The 18,651-nt window shown below is 40.4% G+C and carries 16 protein-coding genes; 8 read left to right on the top strand and 8 right to left on the bottom strand.

Annotated features, from left to right (window positions below; translation table 11 throughout):
* Positions 1-24 precede the first annotated feature (24 nt).
* On the bottom strand, positions 25-198 hold the full coding sequence (locus tag ACWPWY_RS09660) for a hypothetical protein (RefSeq protein WP_454191498.1): 174 nt from the start codon (positions 196-198) through the stop codon (positions 25-27).
* Between the two features lie 32 nt (positions 199-230).
* Entirely contained in the window at positions 231-602 is a 372-nt protein-coding gene (locus ACWPWY_RS09655) for a DUF948 domain-containing protein (protein WP_454191497.1), read from the bottom strand.
* Positions 603-737: 135 nt separating this feature from the next.
* Here ACWPWY_RS09655 and ACWPWY_RS09650 point away from each other — a divergent pair, with 135 nt between their 5' ends.
* The 4 genes from ACWPWY_RS09650 to ACWPWY_RS09635 all read left to right on the top strand — a co-directional run bounded on the left by ACWPWY_RS09650 (position 738) and on the right by ACWPWY_RS09635 (position 5,776).
* Complete coding sequence (locus ACWPWY_RS09650; RefSeq protein ID WP_454191496.1) at positions 738-3,329, top strand: WG repeat-containing protein; 2,592 nt, start codon at positions 738-740, stop codon at positions 3,327-3,329.
* Between the two features lie 130 nt (positions 3,330-3,459).
* A complete protein-coding gene (locus ACWPWY_RS09645; protein ID WP_454191495.1) occupies positions 3,460-3,681 on the top strand; it encodes a hypothetical protein in 222 nt (73 codons plus the stop codon).
* Between the two features lie 154 nt (positions 3,682-3,835).
* Positions 3,836-4,300, top strand: a complete 465-nt coding sequence (locus ACWPWY_RS09640) for a GNAT family N-acetyltransferase (RefSeq protein WP_454191494.1) — start codon at positions 3,836-3,838, stop codon at positions 4,298-4,300.
* A 309-nt stretch (positions 4,301-4,609) separates the two neighbouring features.
* Positions 4,610-5,776 carry a copper amine oxidase N-terminal domain-containing protein gene (locus ACWPWY_RS09635; protein WP_454191493.1) on the top strand — a complete coding sequence of 389 codons (1,167 nt, stop codon included), beginning with the start codon at positions 4,610-4,612 and terminating at the stop codon, positions 5,774-5,776.
* A gap of 106 nt (positions 5,777-5,882) precedes the next feature.
* On the opposite strand, the gene ACWPWY_RS09630 is transcribed toward ACWPWY_RS09635, so the two are convergent.
* Positions 5,883-6,620 (bottom strand): spermidine synthase, encoded by a 738-nt coding sequence (locus tag ACWPWY_RS09630; protein ID WP_454191492.1) that lies wholly within the window; start codon positions 6,618-6,620, stop codon positions 5,883-5,885.
* Positions 6,621-7,067: 447 nt separating this feature from the next.
* Here ACWPWY_RS09630 and ACWPWY_RS09625 point away from each other — a divergent pair, with 447 nt between their 5' ends.
* On the top strand, positions 7,068-7,856 hold the full coding sequence (locus ACWPWY_RS09625; protein WP_454191491.1) for a sulfite exporter TauE/SafE family protein: 789 nt from the start codon (positions 7,068-7,070) through the stop codon (positions 7,854-7,856).
* A 120-nt stretch (positions 7,857-7,976) separates the two neighbouring features.
* Here the strand turns inward: ACWPWY_RS09625 and ACWPWY_RS09620 are convergent, their stop codons facing one another.
* The 4 genes from ACWPWY_RS09620 to ACWPWY_RS09605 all read right to left on the bottom strand — a co-directional run bounded on the left by ACWPWY_RS09620 (position 7,977) and on the right by ACWPWY_RS09605 (position 12,048).
* Complete coding sequence (locus tag ACWPWY_RS09620; RefSeq protein WP_454191490.1) at positions 7,977-9,899, bottom strand: CotH kinase family protein; 1,923 nt, start codon at positions 9,897-9,899, stop codon at positions 7,977-7,979.
* 19 nt (positions 9,900-9,918) lie between these two features.
* Positions 9,919-10,647 carry a DUF4956 domain-containing protein gene (locus tag ACWPWY_RS09615; protein WP_454191489.1) on the bottom strand — a complete coding sequence of 243 codons (729 nt, stop codon included), beginning with the start codon at positions 10,645-10,647 and terminating at the stop codon, positions 9,919-9,921.
* 1 nt (position 10,648) lies between these two features.
* Positions 10,649-11,362: a polyphosphate polymerase domain-containing protein gene (locus ACWPWY_RS09610; protein WP_454192842.1), complete on the bottom strand. Its 714-nt coding sequence runs from the start codon at positions 11,360-11,362 to the stop codon at positions 10,649-10,651.
* Positions 11,363-11,634: 272 nt separating this feature from the next.
* Entirely contained in the window at positions 11,635-12,048 is a 414-nt protein-coding gene (locus tag ACWPWY_RS09605; RefSeq protein WP_454191488.1) for a hypothetical protein, read from the bottom strand.
* A gap of 284 nt (positions 12,049-12,332) precedes the next feature.
* Between ACWPWY_RS09605 and ACWPWY_RS09600 the strand changes: the two genes are divergently transcribed.
* Together ACWPWY_RS09600 and ACWPWY_RS09595 are read left to right on the top strand one after the other, a co-directional pair.
* A complete protein-coding gene (locus ACWPWY_RS09600) occupies positions 12,333-13,577 on the top strand; it encodes a purple acid phosphatase family protein (protein ID WP_454191487.1) in 1,245 nt (414 codons plus the stop codon).
* A 316-nt stretch (positions 13,578-13,893) separates the two neighbouring features.
* Entirely contained in the window at positions 13,894-16,275 is a 2,382-nt protein-coding gene (locus ACWPWY_RS09595) for a family 43 glycosylhydrolase (RefSeq protein WP_454191486.1), read from the top strand.
* 93 nt (positions 16,276-16,368) lie between these two features.
* Here ACWPWY_RS09595 and ACWPWY_RS09590 read toward each other — a convergent pair whose 3' ends face one another.
* Positions 16,369-17,151: a DUF4184 family protein gene (locus ACWPWY_RS09590; RefSeq protein WP_454191485.1), complete on the bottom strand. Its 783-nt coding sequence runs from the start codon at positions 17,149-17,151 to the stop codon at positions 16,369-16,371.
* Positions 17,152-17,254: 103 nt separating this feature from the next.
* Between ACWPWY_RS09590 and ACWPWY_RS09585 the strand changes: the two genes are divergently transcribed.
* Complete coding sequence (locus tag ACWPWY_RS09585; protein ID WP_454191484.1) at positions 17,255-18,634, top strand: DUF4179 domain-containing protein; 1,380 nt, start codon at positions 17,255-17,257, stop codon at positions 18,632-18,634.
* Positions 18,635-18,651: the final 17 nt, after the last annotated feature.

Below are 18,651 nucleotides of genomic sequence, written 5' to 3'. Positions count from 1 at the left end.
TTCCTCTTATTTATATGGAAACATTTATAATCGATATCCGATTGATTGCAAAAACCAATTGAGGGACACGATGGCTACGGCAATATGCAGCAAAATATTCAGCCAGGATTTTCGGGAAAGCTGAATGTCTTGAACAATCATTACAACCGACCAGATGAAAATAATAAGATAAGCTAATTGAACCAGGATGGTTGGCATAATTCACCCCCTTTTCTTTACAGGTTACAATGCTACTTGAATTTGATTTTTACAGGTTTTCTAGAATCATTCTCTGCTGCCGGATGAATGACATCACCAATCGCTTCTGAAGCTTGCTTGACCGTTTTCGTCACGCTGTGAATGGCTTCTCCCACGTCCCCCGCAGAGTGAAAGATAGGTTCAACAGAACGAATCTTGCCTTTTACATCGGAGGTAATGACATTCGCTGTCTGTATGAGTTTGGTTGATTCCTGAGTCAGTCCATGAATCGCATTTCTGACTTCGGATAATGTTTTGTTTGTTTCACTAAGCGTGCTCATCCCTTTCACCAGCACTCGTACTACATAATAGACTAAAACAATAAAAGCAATAGCACTTGCAGCAACGCTGATCGATATAATCATCCTCAAGCCTCCTTCACGTAAATATATGTCGTCCACATTGGGTTATTCCAAATTTAAAAGAAAGAACGGCATATTTATCTTTTTATAACAATACGATGAGGATGGATACTGTTGTAAAAAGGAGGCCTGACATTTATGTCTAAGCATCAGGAAGCCCAGCTAACTCAGCTTGTCTTGTCCCATCTGCCTAGTACGGCAACGGTCATAAACATAGAAGGTCCATTGCCTCGTCAGGCAATTTATATAGGGGATCTAACAGGAGATGAAATTCCTGAGATTTCTGTCGTTTATAAGTTAAATGAAGAGTTATATCTGATGGTACTTGTCTTTACTGATCAGGAATGGAAGGTCGCAGCGAGAATAAAAGGTCATGGGTATGGTCTTACACTTATGACTAGTGAACCTATCTTACGTAACGATAGGAAGAGTTTACTAATTGGTTGGCAGATTGGAGCGATTCGGTCAAAACTTTCGATCTATAGATGGGAAGACGAAGTTTTCATCGATGCAGCACCAGAGGATTTGTCTTATAGTTCCATTGAAATGATCAACGTGCCCGGAAGATCCGGTGGGAATCAGGCGAGTGATATTGCGCTTTGGACCCACGATACGGGGGAGGCTTACCGTGTAGAAGTACTTCGCTGGAAAGAAGGAGAATTCGTGCCCGCATGGGATGTCTATCCTTATTATTTTGTGAATGTGGTTCGATATTACGAGCGGAAAACGGAAGAACATCCGAACTATCCATTTTATTGGTATTACCTGGCGGATGCTCAGTATCGTGCAGGAATGCTGCCCGCTGCGCTGCAATCGATTCATACGAATCTTTTGTTCCAAACTCCGTACCCTTCTCGCAGAGAGCTTCAACAGTTACAATCAAAAATAGAGAATATCTATAAACATATGGACGGACAAATTACAGAAGAACAATTCACAGAAGAACAAATCATAGAAGAACGAATCATGGAACAAACAGCGATATCTACTGAGAACAAGCGAGGAGTATCTCTACTCCCCGCAGCGGAAAAAACAACCGATGGTACGAAGTGGGGATATATAAACGAAGAGGGCGAATCTGTAATTCCTCTAAAATATAGTGAAGCAAGAGATTTTCAGAAAAATGGACTTGCTGTTGTAGCTCAAAAGAAGAAATACGGTATGATTCAGCTCTCAGGCGGGTATCTAGTAGAACCAATGTATACATCGATATCGCCTTACGTAGAGCAACGTGCAGTCGTATCTGAGGATGATTATCATTTTGCTATGTTGGACGAAGAAGGAAAGAAGGTCACAGGGGAGCCCTATTCTTTTATCTCAAATTTGGCTGAGAATCGTTCTGTTTATTCTATGGAGACAACAAACATTGCTGGAGGTAGTGTTGTACAGTATGGGTATCTTGACTCCGAGGGGAAAGAAGTCATTCCTGCACAATATGAAGAAGCAAGCGACTATCATCAGCAGAGGGCGATTGTAAAAATTAAGGAATATGAGTATGCGTTGATTAACGAAACAGGAGAGAGGCTGGCTACATATCCCTATTATTATGTAGGAAACTATAGTGATGGGTTACTTGTATTTAAGGAGACAGCAAGTGGAACTTATGGATATATGGATGAGAGGGGAGCCGCTATTATTCCTCCTTCCTTTACAGGGGCAACAGGATTTCATCAGGGGCAGGCTATCGTAAACACATCAGATGATTATAAGCCAGGCTACGGAGTAATAAACAAGCAAGGAGTGTACATCATTCCTGCGGAATATCTTGATATCCGTGATCTTGGAGAAGATCGCTGGGCTATTGGAAGAACAGCAGATTCTAAATATCCGTTAGGTTTGGCGCTTTACGCAATAGCAGATCGATCAGGTACACTGCTGACTGATTTTACATTCTCTGATGTATCTGAGTTTATAGATGGTCTTGCTTGTGTGAATGATCACGAACAGACCTATTTTATAGACCGAAATGGAACTCCCGCTTCAGGGTATCCACATATCGAAGGCAGCGGTACATTAACAATCAAAGAAGACAATGTGATCCAAGCGTTTATTGATCAAAGATTATTTTATGTGAACCGTATAGGGGATGTCATCTGGGAGCCGAATAAGGTGGTTTCGCTTAATGGAACCTACCGAGTTAAGGAAGAGAAATATAAGCCAAATCAAAATTACCTCGTTTATTATCCGGTAATAGAAGGAATGCCGGATGTAACTAGCGAACAAAGAGTGAATATCCGAATGAAGCAGTTGGCAGAAGTGAAGAAGTTCTCTTTACATCATGAAAAAGAAGAGATTTTTACAGGGGATTATGATGTTATTTATTATAAAAAGAATCTTGTTATCCTGGAATTAAATGGTTATCACTATACCGTAGGAGCGGCACATGGCTTACCAACAAAAACACATGCGCTGACTCATCTTGTAACCGGCCGTATATTTATGTTGAGAGATTTGTTTAAAGCAGGTATGGATTACGTGGAGGAATTGAGTAAACGGATTAGAAAAATGATAACAGATGATCCTGCGTATGCCTATGTATTTTCCGAGAGTTACCAAGGGATTAAACCAGATCAGCCGTTCTATATATCCGATCATGCTCTCCATCTCTATTTCAATCCTTATGAAATTGGGCCTTATGCTGCGGGTTTTCCTACATTTACGATTCCATTTGATCAGATCAAGGGACTTATCTATAAAGAGGGTGAGTTATGGAAATCGTTCCAGATTTGATAAGATAAGATGTTAGTTAAAAGCTTTCCTGACTAGCAGGAGAGCTTTTTGTTCCTTGTTTCTTCGGATAAGATGTGAAAGATAATTTTTTCTCGTGTTTAAAATTACTTATCTAAAGGAGGGGAGATTTATGGCGTCTAGTTTTTTACTATTATTTATTATGGTACCGCTTATGTTGGTTATGCTCGGCTTGTATTATATTACGCTTGCGATATGGGAACTTCGTGCAGGAGTGGATCGAACGAGATATGTGAAATTGATGTTTGGAGGACTCGTTCTAGTAATCATTGCCCCTCTATTGTTTATCCTTTATTGGACTGCCGGAATATACGCTATGAATTTTACATTTTAAATTCAGATAGAAACGACTAATTTAAATTAGAACTAACATAGGCATAGACGCATTTACGATACTCCACATATTATATAGTTATACTCAAAATATTGAGTTTATAGGATAACTTGGTGAATGGTTGAATACAAAATGAATAGGAGCGTAAAATGTCATGAACATCAGAATCGATGATCTAACAGGGCCAGAGATCATTACGTTAATTGAAGATCATTACAAAGAAATGTTATCACAGTCTCCGGAAGACAGTATGCATGCGCTGGATTTGGATCGATTAAAAAAACCAGAGATTACCTTCTGGACGGCTTGGGAAGGTGATGAACTGCTTGGCTGCGGGGCAATGAAAGAACTTGATCCCACGCACGGAGAGATTAAATCGATGCGCACCGCCCCCCTACATACCCGAAAGGGAGTCGCCAAGCGAATCCTTGAACATATGGTAGAAGAAGCACAAAGAAGAGGTTACCATAAGGTCAGCCTGGAGACAGGTACGTTAGATAGCTTTAAACCGGCAATCGGTTTATACACAAAATTAGGATTCGAATATTGCGAACCTTTTGCCGATTATGTGGAAGACCCATACAGTGTGTTTATGATGAAGCAACTGACAATGAAATGATGAAATGAAAATAAAAAGAATTACCATAAAAGAATTACGTTGAAAGCCTGAGAAATCAGGCTTTTTTATGTTTTTTGTAACGAACACAGGAGTCTTAATAGTGGATCTGTACCTATAAAAGAGAGATAGAAGCTCAAATATATAGTAAAAAAGTGTTTGATTTTCCTTATTTTATTGTAATTAGTTATATAAGAATCAATTTCATGAATTTATTGATTTAATGAGTTATGAAATTGATTCAACTTGTGTTTGTTGCACCAAATATGTGGAGTGATTAGCATGAGGGAACCCGTTAACAGGAGGAATCGTATGTCTATCGTGAAGAAAGGGATAGTGAACGTCGTATTGCTGTCCAGTAGTATATTGATGGCTGGTACATTATTCTCAGCTCATGTTGATGCAAAGAGCTCAAAGGTTTATGTCCAAGCTGGAGTAGAGACAGCAGAGCAATATTCAAAGCTGGAGGACCCGATCATTCTACAGCAAGGTCGGATTTTGCTGCCTATTCGAGAGATTAGTGATTATCTAAGTCTGAATGTTTCCTGGAACCAGAAATCGAAGTCAGCGACTTTATATGGTGTTAATAAGGAAATTAAGTTGACACTAGGAAGCAAAACAGCATACGTAGATAAGAAAAAAGTGCAGCTTGATGTACCGCTTCAAATGGAAAAAGGCAAGATTTATGTTCCATTACAATTTGTTGCTTCCTCGGTCAAACAGAAAGTAACCTGGAATCGTAATCTAAAGACGATTCTGATCCCCAGAACCTATGCAAAAGGGACAGAGGATCAAATGACCTATTGGGTCAAACTGGCTACAGGAGAGTTATACCAAGCTAAAAGTAACCAGATAGGAACAAAAATCGGTAAGGTCAGTAAGAGGTTTAAAACGATGAGAGAGTTTGAAGTGGAAAAGATTGCAGCTGGTACGTACTATTTACGGATGAACGAAAGTTTTGGCATGGCAGGTATCTCTAGAAATGCAGGACAAGCACTTGTTAAAAACGGGAAAGTACTGGATGAAGACAGTTTCTCATTCCAAGGATATTATGAGGACACAACACTTCATAAGTCACATGCAAATGTGCTTCTGACTAATGGGAAGCAGGCGAGATTTTTAGATAAGAACGGGAAAGTAGTTGCCCTATATAATCTAACAGACATCATGCAAAAAGATGAAATCTATATGGTTGAGCATTACAATCAGCGCATGCTGATTTTACGGGAGTATTCTTCTCAGCACTTGATTGTATATAATGTACAATCTGAAAAAGCGGTTTACGTACATGAATGGATCTCGCTTCCCGAAAGTGAAAGGGAATATTTAGAACAGGCAGGATTCGATCGAAATAATGAAATGGTAAGGGATCATATTATCTTTTTTGACAGCATCATTGATGGAGTTCTATCTTTTCATTATAAAAATAAATCAAACAACATGGTAAATACGTATACTCTTGATTTAAGTCAGATCTAACAAGGGAATGTGTGTCCCTGTAGATATTGCTTTCTATCTATATAAAAAAAACAAACCGGCGTGATAAGACACGGCGGTTTGTTAGCTTTTCTTGTCTTTGTATTTTTCAATCCATTCCTATCGTGGGAAGATTTGAGGTGATTTTGCGAAAATGAGCCATCGATTTTTGTTGATATCGCAAAGGATGATAACCGGCAGCTATGATCATATTCTTTGATCTTCCTATACCTCCTGCATATAGAGAAAAAAGATCAACTACAGGAAAAAGAGAGGAAAGAGACCGATAAAAGGACTGTACATAAGGATCCTGAGGTCCTCTTCCGATAATGTTCATCAAAAGGGTTCCATCCTCACTTAGTTTATCGCAAGCCGTTTCAAAAAAAGCCATCGTTGTCAGTTGCTCAGGAATACCACCTTCATGGAAAGCATCCACAACGATATAATCAAAACGGCCACTCGTCATCTGTTTTAGTAATGTATATCCATCCTCAATGAGAACGGGGGGACCATCGTAGCCGAAGTATTCTTTACTTAAGTCTGATACTTTCTGGTCAATTTCTGAAATGACTACATATTTGTCACGCAAAGCAGAGGATAAGGTGCCGATTCCATGTCCAATCAAAAATACATCTTCGTAAGAGGGGTTGTTGACCTCCATTAAATGCAGAAGCGCTCTAGGATATTCAAACAGGATTCGCTCCGGCTGATTTAGATCCAGGATTCCCTGAATTGCATCATTACCGAATTCAAGCACACGAAATCTTCCTTTTTCTCCGTAAACTTCAGAAGTATCATAGACGTAAATGGGTCTAGGTTCCGTTTCTTGGTGTAAGTACTGTGTCATGTCTAAAACTCCTTTATCTATAGCCATCTTCTTATCTCACTATACCAACTTCTGTACAAGAAAATACAGTTTTATGTCATAATGGAGGATGGAATAGCAAAGGAAGAAAAGATAAAAGTTTATTTCAGCTTATTCTTGTTGCAGTCCGCAGGATAAGAAGAATGTTCTTCGTACGTAACTCTTATTCCTAGAGCAGGATAAAATTCTTCTTTATATTCGCACTCTGCACAGGATTTGGTTACATGTAGTAGAGTTAACTTGCTGGATAAAGGCTGCTTGCATTTGGGACAATGCTGGCGAAAAAGACGGTTCAAACCGGTCATAAGTATCACCTTTATTCCTATTCATTTAGTTGGGATTATTATAACTTGCCTTTTCAAGTTTGTATAGTCATGTAGGTTGGGCAAATTAATTAATTGTGTTGTGAGCGAGAGGAGGGAACATCTTATGTTTATACTGCTTATGATCCTGCTCGGATTCATCGGTTCGTTTTTTTCAGGTTTGCTTGGAATTGGCGGGGCTATCATTAATTATCCGCTTCTTTTATTTATCCCGCCGCTTCTCGGTGTGGGTGGATTTACAGCCCATGAAGTAGCTGCTATTAGTATATTCCAGGTGTTTTTCTCATCCCTTTCTGGAATTATTGGGTATAGACTGCAGTCTCGAAAAACAAAAACGAGGTTAATTCATTACTCTTTAGCTGCTTGGATGGGTACCAGTATATTAATAGGTAGTCTGCTAGGAGGATTGTGGTCTTCTCGCTTCGAGGAGCAAACGATTAACATCATCTATGGAATCCTTGCGGTGCTTGCCGTAATTCTTATGTTATTCCCCGCAAGAGGCAAAGAAGAGATGCAAAAGGTAGAGGAAATTACATTCCACCGATTTTTGGCGAGTTCGCTTGCTTTTGTTGTAGGTGTAGTTTCAGGTATTGTTGGAGCTGGGGGAGGGTTTATTCTTATTCCCATTATGATGAAAGTGCTTCGAATACCGGTTCGAATTACGATTGCGACTTCTTTATCGATTGTCTTTGTCTCGGCAATTGGCGGAGTGATCGGTAAAATAAGTGGGGGAGATATTCCGATTCTTCCGATCCTTTTCACGGTTATTGGGAGTATCGCAGGGTCTCCTGTCGGTTCTTTGGTAGGTTCAAAAATGGACGTGAAGTATTTAAGATATGCTCTTGTCCTTTTGATTACCATAACGGCGGTAAAGGTATGGTCGTCTGTTTTATAATCTGTACGTTAAAAAAGACTGTTCACCGAAAGGTGAACAGTCTTTTTTGGAGTTGTTGTCATTTCATTTTCACGGTAACATTTCACGTTAAAATCGTAACGTAGCTTGGCATTTTTACTACTAGAGTCGTTTGCGTTTGTAGAAAGTGACGAAAAGACAAGCGAGTATGACAATGATTAGAGATACGGCAACCCAAATTAAATCTTGTGTAGTCCCTTGTTGCATACTCTGTTGATCTTTACCAGCACCAGGGAATCCACCACCTCCCATCATGCCGCCTTCAGGACGTTCCATACCGCCGCCAAAACCATCTGGTGCTTCACCCATACCGCCACCGAAGCCATCAGGAGGTGTCATACCATCTCCTTCTTCAACTTGTGCGTCTGGCTGAGCTCCATCAGTAGGAGTAGTTGTATTACTCTGCCCACCATTTTGGGTAGTTTTGTCTGATGGAATTTCTCCAGCAGGTGGCTGGTTTGCTGTATTAGATTGTTCCGTTGTAGCCCCATTTTCGCTTGCATTCTGAACAACGTTGTTTGCGGTATCAGGTGCTGTTTGCACATTCTCATTCTGTTTGCTAATAGAAGCACCATCTGCTGCTATTTCATCATCAGCAGTTGCACCGCCAGTATTACCACCGATAGCAGCGTCACCAGGACCGCCAGTATTACCATCGGGAGCAGCGCCGCCAGGAGCGCCAGCTGCATCTCCAGTATTACCACCAGGAGCAGCGCCACCGGCACCGCCTTTTCCTCCCATGATTCCACCCATGTCGAACCCACTACCGGAGCCGTCGCCGGAAGAAGGAGAGGTACCATCAAGCTGTTCCGAAATATCTTTGACTTGCGATGCATTGGTGGAGATCAGACTCGTAACTCCTTTTTCAAATTCATCATAGGTATAAAAAGCGTTCGGGTCTGCTTTTACATATTCCGCAATCATCGACTTCACTTCTTGTACTCGTGCAGTAAACGTATCATTAGCAAGGTATCCATTGATCGCTTCTGATAGGATCTGATGATACTGCTCTTTATACTCATCTACAGCAAGCAGTTTTGCAATGAGCGGACGTTCATCCAAAGCTCCTTGCGTTGGCTCATCGATATACAGGCTATTTCTACCTAAGCCCCCAAAAGCCATATTGTAATCCCAAGGAAGTATAGAGAAGACTCCATCTTCTTCATACAGATAATAGTTTTGTTTATTAGATCCAAGATAACTATCCGTGTTGTTCGTCAGAACGTTCAGGGCAATATATCCTAATGCATCCTCTATATCGATATACTTCTCGTAGTCTGAACCATTATTAAGTTCATTTAGCATGGCGATCAGTGCATCACCATCTGATTTTTCAGACTTCACTTCAAGACCGGTATAGAGATCCGGATCATCACCCAGCCAAGTTAAATCACTGCCTTGACCGGTCATTACACCTTTGTATAGTGAGCCATAGGAGGTACCGAAGTTCCGCTCCAGATAAGCTTCATCGATCTGTTCAACAGCAAGATAAAATCCCCATAATTCATCATTAATGTAGATGTTAACGAAAGAATATTCAGGGGTAGGAAGACCCATCAATTCTGCCAATTCATAGGTCAAAAATTCTCGCATGCTGGTCGCATCACTATAATTATTGTTTAAGTTGATTTTGCTAATGCCTTCGAGTGTCTGATTCACGTATTCATCAAAGGAAAGCTTGAAGCTGTAGCGATTTGAGTCTTCCATTTGTACAACAGAGCGAAGACTTAAATTCCCCTTCGTGCGTATACCGACATTTTCAAGTTTAACACCGTTATATTCTACAATGGCGGGCTTATATTCTTCCGCACTGGCGTTGTCTAGCATGTCTTGAAATTCATCTTCATCGATCGTTATTTTTACATCGACCACTTTATCCTTTGGAAAAACGGTTTCTTCTATTTTCTGTGTTTCTTTGGATACAGCTGTTTCTGTAGAAGAAGACGAGCTGCCAAATTGGCAGCCGGCCAGAATCAGACAGATGGAGCAGAAGCATAGAAGAAGACTAGTAAATTTGTTCTTCATCTAGAGCACCACCTTATCTTTAGGATACATAATCACCGTTATAGCTGATAAGTACCGCATTTTTAACACCTTGAATTCTAGTAAGTTCGTTAACAAAGCTGCCTTCGCTATCTTTCAAACGAACTTCGAAGGTTACTTCAATATTGCCTGCAGTCACCGTTTTTTGTTTTACATTGTAACGTTTTACGATGCTGCCCAGTTGTTCGTGAATTTGTTTTTCCGTAGCATCGCTTTCGCAGTTCACGACAAGAAGGTAAGGAGTATCAAGAGATGTCCGTTTAATAAAGAAGAAGAGAATCAAACCGATAATAGCGGAACCGAGTGCTGCAAGTGTAAAGAATCCTGCACCAGAGACAATCCCCGCTGCCGCAGCCCAGAACAAGAAAATCAGATCTGTCGGGTCTTTAATCGGTGTTCTAAAACGAACGATGGACAGCGCACCAACCATACCAAGAGACAATACGAGGTTGGAGTTAATCGCAATGATGACCATCGCCGTAACCATTGTCATCCCAATTAGAGAAACATTAAAGCTTTTGGAGTAAAGTACTCCACTAAATACACGCTTATAAAGTGTGAAAATGAAGAGACCAATCAGAAAAGCGACCGCTAAACTGATAATAATTTTGGAAATACTAATATCGGATGAGAAGTTTTCCATCACCGAATTTTTGATGATATCTGTAAAATTTGTAGTGTTGGTAGTAGCTTGTGTGGCTGCTGCCGTCGTAGAAGCTGTTGCTGACATCTTAATAATCCTCCCAAGTGTTATACTTTAAAAATTTACGACATATCACATACTTTGAAGCTGATTGCCGGTTTAAACCTTCAAGCTGTAATGCAATCCGTATGTATTCCGGAATGTACTCATCAAATTTCACTTCCAGAATCATTAGGTTTTCATCGATTGCCCTTACAGGATGTAAATCTTTGTTGAACATATCAAGAGAGTGAAGACCGGTTCGAAGGTCCTTATCAAACGTAATCCTTACATTGCCATGGTGACAAACAAAGGGCTCTCTTACATAATCAACAATGACTTTTGGACGTAACATCCGGTCCCGCATTTCATGATAAATTTCGTACATCAGCGGTTTTTCAGGAACATTCAGTACTTCGTAATCACCAGCGACTATGGATTCATATATTTCTCTTGTCAGGGATACTTTTTGTTTTGCGATGAGATCCCCTTTTTTTACTTTCTTCTCAAAATGAATGACCTTGTCTTCCACATTGTAGATTCGAATCCGGTATTTAGCCCGATCGCGAACACCACCCAGTTTTTCGTGAAGAGCACGGTTGTCCATATCATCAAAGTACAAACTTCGAATGTGATACTCTCCGGTATCTCCTACATTCTCATCGTACTTTACAATGTTTCTAAGTCTTTGCCGCAGAATCGTATACTGATGCTGATTGATAAGAAACTTAAGTTCATTGCGGTACTTTACAGGTTTACTCAGCTGCACATGAGCTGGGGTGAGCATAATTACACCTCTCTTTCTAGGGTAGATTCCACAAGTTACTCTGCTAACTGGAATCTGATTGTTTTCGGCTTGAGACCCATCTTACTTGGACTGTGTGAACTGTATTTGAACTGAACCTTAAAAATAGATGAATTTTACATTCTGATTACAAAAAGAATGAACAAAGTTAATGATTGTCAAATGAAGCACATAAAAAAAGACGGCCGACCACAAGGGTAGACAGTCTCACAAGTTTTTGATTATGAAGATTAAAGACGTTTCCGTTTATATAGATGTACAAATGCGGAAGCTAATAGAAGGAAGAGGATAGATACTACAGAAGATATGAAATCGGTCATTGATCCTTGCTGTGTATTTTGTTGATTAAAGGAAGGAAAACCTTCTCCTCCACCACCTGGTGGAAATCCCATGCCTCTTTCAGCACTTCCTCCAGGAAATCCTCCACCAAATCCTCGGTCTTGGCCGGGTACCTGGTTGCCTTGGGCACCATCTGGAGTGACAGACGGCATTGTCTGTTCAGGAGTGTTTGCATTCTCAGAAGTAGGAGCGGTAACAGCTGCTGCAGCAACGAATGAAGACGACGAGTTGCCGAATAGACAAAGGGCCAGAATCAGACAGATGGAGCAAAAGTATAGAAGGAGAAAAGAGTATTTGTTTTTCACAAAAGAGCACCACCTTATTTTTATACTTTAAAACTTCGGCAGATCCCTTCTTCAAGGTGAATTGCCGCTTCAAACGAAACGAAATAAATTAAAGTATAATAAAAGTTTGTGAACTGAATTTGAACGGATCCTTAAAATGGATGAATTTAACATCATCCCCATAAAACGACGTAACGAATTTAGAAAATGTTCGTTTGACTTCTAGTTTCATTCCGGTGTATCTTAGCAAACAGCTGCAGTTACCACCTCAGACTTTAAGTTACGTTATGGAATGGAGGAAGGAGATGAACCGAAAGGATACAATGTGGATTATCATATTTGCTGTAGTCATTGTTGCGGCGGTGCTAGGTATGCAGTGGTACTCCAAAGGGGATTCAGATACTAATGCAAATCCGGTCGTAATAAGTACGATAAGCGAAGATTCTACGACTAGCCGTGCGTTTACTTGGCAAACGGATAATCCGAACTTGTCTGCAAAACTTCAGATTGTAAAAGGGAAGGACACCTCTTTTGAAGGGGATCAAATCTTGAATTTCGAAGGAACAACGACGTCACTTGTACTGGATAACGGGGCAACGGTCGGAGTTCATAAAGTAGAGGCAACCGGGCTAACACCGGGAACCGTATATCAATACCGAGTAGGAGACGGATCAGAGGAAGGATGGAGTGATGTACTTACTTTTGAAACCGCTCCAGAAGAGGAGGATTTCTCTTTTATTTATGCTACGGATTCGCAAGGTGAGACGCAAAGTGATTTTGAACTTTGGAAAAATACAATGAATAAAGCCTTTGAGACGTTTCCAAGTGCTTCGTTTGTCGTTCATGCGGGAGACTTTGTGGAAGATGCGGGTTCGGATGATGCGTGGAACTATTTTCTAGAAGAAAGTACTTCCTGGATTAGCCGTATCCCCATCGTGCCTGTCATCGGTAATAACGATGTGATGGATGATAAGTTTGAACGATTTGCTTCTTACTTCCATACGCCAGATAACGGTGCATCCAAATTAACGGGAACAGAAACCAACTACTCCTTTGATTATGGCAGTGCACATATCGCTGTACTCAATACCGAAGGGAGTATCAAGCAGCAGACAGAATGGCTGAAAGAAGATTTGGCAAGTACAGATAAAGAGTGGAAAATTGTAGCGATGCATCGTCCAGTATATGGTGGAAACACGTATAAGAAAATCCAGGACTGGGCGGAAATTTTTGATGAATATGAGGTAGATTTAGTTCTTCAAGGCCACAATCATGAGTATTCGAGATCTTATCCGATTAAACAAGGAGAGATTACGGGAGATGGGTCTGATCTGGTTCGTAATCACGAAGGAACCGTATATGTGGTTGCCAATGCAAGCGGTCCTAAATTCAATGAGAAAAAAGAGGACCAATTCTACCACAAAATTCATTTCCAGAATAACAAACAAATGTTTGCTGGAATCACAATTCGAGATAATACGCTGACGTATCAGGCTTATGATGTGGATGGAAAACTGTTAGATGTGTTTAGTATTGAACATGAAGAGTAGCAACTTCTAATTAATAAAACGGCTGCTTTCGGAACGATTCTGCGTATTATTACTGCAGTTTGTTCCGAAACTGCCGTTTTTTTTAGTTTAAAAATAGATGAATACAAACGGACCATACATCTCTTGTTTTCTTGATGAAAAGAAGAATATATAATTTGTAAGGGTTTCCATTTTTATATTGAAAGAACACATCATCAATGTTATTATTTAACAAACAGCTAAATAGATTTACATAATTATTAAGCATATCAATTCTGTAAGCGTTTCATCTGCGAAGTGTATTCCCTTATTTGTACATGAAAAGGAGAGGGTAACGTTGTATCCATTATTCAAGCGAAGTAAGAAAGCAGCACTGCTCACGACAACCTTGACGGTTTTGTTTAGCGTCTTTGGTTCTACAGGAGCGATTTCTGTTAGTGAAGCGAAGGGGGCAAATGAGCAGACAAGTCCTGTTTTTCAAGAAGCTTCTGTTCATGATCCGTCCTTGATTAAAGTAGACAACACGTTTTATGTATTTGGTTCCCACCTTGCCGCTGCAAAATCTACAGATCTGATGAGTTGGAACTTGATTGATTCCGGTGTAAAAGACGGCAATAAGCTCATTCCGAATGTTACGGAAGAACTCAAAGAAGCTCTCGCCTGGGCACAGAGTGATACGCTGTGGGCAGCGGATGTCATTCAACTCGAAGATGGACGTTTTTATATGTACTACAATGCTTGTAAAGGAGACTCTCCGAGATCTGCGCTCGGCGTAGCTGTAGCAGACAATATCGAAGGTCCTTATAAGGACGAAGGTATTCTGCTGAAGTCAGGTATGTGGGATGAGATCTCAGAAGATGGCACGATTTATGATGCTACAAAGCATCCAAATGTAGTCGATCCTGATGTATTCTACGATAAGAATGGGAAGCTGTGGATGGTATACGGATCCTATTCAGGCGGAATTTTTATTCTTGAAATGGATCCAAAGACAGGCAAGATCTTGCCTGATCAAGGATATGGCGAGAAATTAATTGGCGGCAATCACAGCCGTATTGAAGGACCTTATATTTTGTATCATCCAGAGACTGATTATTATTACATGTACTTATCTTATGGCGGACTTGACTCTGTTGGCGGATATAATATGAGAGTTGTTCGTTCCAAGAATCCGGATGGTCCTTACCTTGATGCAGAAGGAAATGATATGACTCAGGTCAAAGCAGATCCATCTCTGCCGCTCTTTGATGATCGTTCCATTGAGCCTTTCGGCGTGAAACTAATGGGGAACTTTCAGTTCACGAGAGAAATTGGTGACCCTGGATCAGGTTCCGGTTTAGGTTATGTATCTCCGGGTCATAACTCTGCTTATTACGATGAAAAGACAGGGAAATCATTTTTAATCTTCCATAGTCGTTTCCCGAATCAAGGCGAGGGGCATGAAATCCGTGTACACGAGATGTATATGAATGCAGACGGCTGGCCTGTGGTAGCACCTTATCGTTATACGGATCAGGAATTTAAGAAGAATATCAATGCAAATGATGTTCAAGGCACCTACCAAATCATCAATCATGGTAAAGAGATTACGAATGCGATCAAAACTCCGTTAAAAGCGGTGTTTGACAAGAAAGGTAAGATTACGGGTGATGTAAAGGGTACCTGGAGTCTTGGGAAAAATGGGGAAGCGGTAGTGATTGTGGATGGTGCACAGTATAAAGGCGTCTTCTCCAGAGAGTGGGATTCATCCAAAGAACAGACGGTTATGACGTTTACTGCGCTTTCGAATCAAGGGGTTGCTCTATGGGGCAGTCGTACAGAAGAACGGAAAGACAAAGATGTGGTAGCTGCTGTGAAAAAAGATTTGTCGATCGGCGATACGACCGCCGTATACCAAAATCTTGTGTTACCCATTAAAGCTAGTGAAGACAGCACAATCAGCTGGACTTCGTCTAATAAAGAAGTTGTTTCTAATACAGGGGTAGTGAAAAGACCTGCAGCTGGTAAGGGTCAAGCTACGGTTCAACTTGTCGCAAAGATACAAAAAGGAAAAGTCGTAGGCACAAAAACGTTCAACGTGACCGTTCTGCCCGAACTTACAGGGCCCGTCATTGCGAATTATAATTTTGACGATGTACAAGGAACGAAAGTAAGTGATCAATCTGTAAATGGACTAAACGGAGTGCTTCAAGGAGGCGCAACGCAACTAACATCAGGTAAAAAAGGAGCTGCCCTTCAGTTTAACGGGAAAGATGGTTATGTGCAGGTACCAGGACTCGTTACCGATGCTCAAGATTTCACATTTGCTGCATGGGTGAATTGGAATGGTGGAGGAGACTGGCAGCGTATCTTTGATTTTGGAAACGGACTTGGAAAGCATATGTTCCTGACTCCTTCTCAGCATACAGGCGTATTACAGTTCACGATTCATAACGGAGTTGATCAAAGTTTGCTGTCGCCAGCGAAACTTCCTCAGAACGAATGGACGCATGTAGCCGTAACGCTTGAGGGGAATACCGGTACCATGTACGTGAATGGACAGCCAGTTGCTACGAATAAAGAAATGACGTATAACCCGAAAGACCTGCTTGCTAATGAATCTTACCTGGGTAAAAGCAGATTTGCAGCTGATCCCTACTTCAATGGAAGTTTAGATGAGGTCAGCATCTATAATAAAGCTTTGAGTAAGGAAGAAATTCAGGATTTAATATCGAAATAATTTACAAGAGCACAATAGAAAGCCGTAAGATTCATGGACTGGTTCTCTCAGATCCATCTGTCTTACGGCTTTTTTCTTTATTTTTCATGTGAATTATTGTCTACTTCGAAATGAGGAAGGTTGCCTGAAAAGATAAGTAAGTGATACGAACAGAAAGCCGAGAATGACGGAGTCAATCACTCGCACGACATAGACTCCATATTCAGATAAGGATATCGGATCAATCGCTATCCATAGCACGAATATTACAATCATCAGGACCCCGAGAGAAAACCAGTACATCCACTTCCCTGAATTGAAATTTAATGAATAGGCAGAGATCGGTACTTCGTTACGATGCTTCCATAAACGGCTTAGAGAAAAGAGAAAGATAATGGATAAACCAAACAAAGTACTGCCATGCTGCAATATTTTATAAACGGGAAGGTGATACGTGGAAATGGATAGGGTTTCTTGTAAGAGACTCCACCTTAAGACCATAAATCCTCCTTGGTGTGTAAACGAGTCCCAGATCACATGGGTTGCCATGCCGAGCCAAGCGGAATATACAAAAACAAGGACCCGGAGCATTCTTGGCTTCCGTAGATGTTCTGACTTCGAAGGTGAAGTGAGGATACCCTGCACATCGGTAGGGAGATTGCTGAATAAAGGAGGATATACAATATACCGATATACTAGATAAGTTAGGATAACGAGGAAAAGGTTCAGCGTCATGAATCCATTTATCGTATGGCCGATTTCGCCAGAAGGTCTACCTCGCAGGAAATACTCGAAGTCTGGTGCCATACTCCCAAGAACAAGCGCGGGAAAATGAAGATAAGTTTTGTTTCGAACGAAAGGAAGTACAGCGGCTGGATGAGCAAAGGTGAGTGGCATGGATGTTCCTCTTTCTTTTTTCTATTTAGCTAACTTTATGGCTTTTTAGACGTTAACTATGTGTATAGTTTAGCAATAACTAAGGAAATGGCGGGAAGCACATATGAAAGACGAAGTGGAAGAACAAAATGTAGCACAAATGATGAAAAAAGTATCGAATGACGCTTCTAAAAGTCAACTTCCGAAATTAGATACCGAGAAATCACCTCGGAACAGCAAGAAACCTCGAAATAGATGGTCAAAACGATTGTTTTATATCACTGGGTTCACCCTTGTCTTTCTTTTGGTCATTCTCGTACTGGAGAGAAATGGAGTATCAGAAGAGGATAGAATCTTAATGGAAAAGTTATCAGGGAAATTAAGCTATTTGGAACTGATACGAGCTGATCAAACGCTCTATAACGCGGTGAAACATGATTTATTGCAAGATCTACATATCACAGATACAGACGGAGATTATTCAATAACGGTAGATGGCCTCATAGCTGATGAGAAAAAAGCTGTTATTTTGTACACGTTTACGGAACCTAATATTGAAAGCGGGAATAGTTTATTTACTCAAGTAGAAATCACAGCTGGGAATCAAGTTCCATTAAGTAGTTACGGATATATCCCAGCAAGAAGCGATGATAAGAAGAATAAAGATAAGATTCTGACAGATGCTCGTATATATAATGTTGAAGCAGGTTTAGAAGGGAATATCCCGGAGACGTTGATCTTAACCATTAAGATAGATGATAAACAGTTTAATTTCACAATTCCAAACGATCAAAAGCATTATGCGAACATGAAAAAAACGCACCGAATAGATCAAAACTTTTCTATTGGTGGTCAACAATTGACTGTTCATGAAGCGATTATTACTCCGCTTGCTTCCTATGTAACATTAGTAGCTGATTCGATGAATACAAGACAAATTAACGATTTGATTTCCTTATCGCTGATGAATGAGAAGGAGAAAAGATATACCGACCGAGGGGGATACGGTGATTTGAATCTAACAGGGGGTTATACCGCTCAATTTCATAGTACCTATTTCGAAGATTCACCTGTATATCTGATATCAGAGGGGGGTTATATCTCGGATAGGAATAAGAAATTAGTGATAAATACAGATACGAAAGAGACCTTACTAGCTCCAAGCGATCAGATATCCCTCTCTGAAGTCATTGTGAAGGAAGATCAAATACAAATTAGTATCCTTGCAAAAGATATAGATAATCCAGTTCCGAAACATTCTAGAATGTTTAGCTTACTAGATAGAAACGCTGTTTTTACAGATGCACAGAATACCGAATATAAAATACTGAGCGACAATGAGACTGAATACAGTCATCTAGGGGAAAGCAAGTCAGAACAAATGTCCCATTATTCGATCCCGAAAGAAGATTACGAGCAGCCGCTGACCTTTGAAGTTCATGAGTATCCTGGTTTTGTGAAAGAAAAAGTAAAGGTTTTGGTCGATCTAACAAATTCAAAATAACTAATATTTTTGTAGGA

It is taken from the genome of Paenibacillus sp. Marseille-Q7038 (assembly GCF_965111595.1).
Note: the sequence above shows the minus strand (reverse complement) of the source record. Positions and strands in the feature narration are given on the sequence as shown.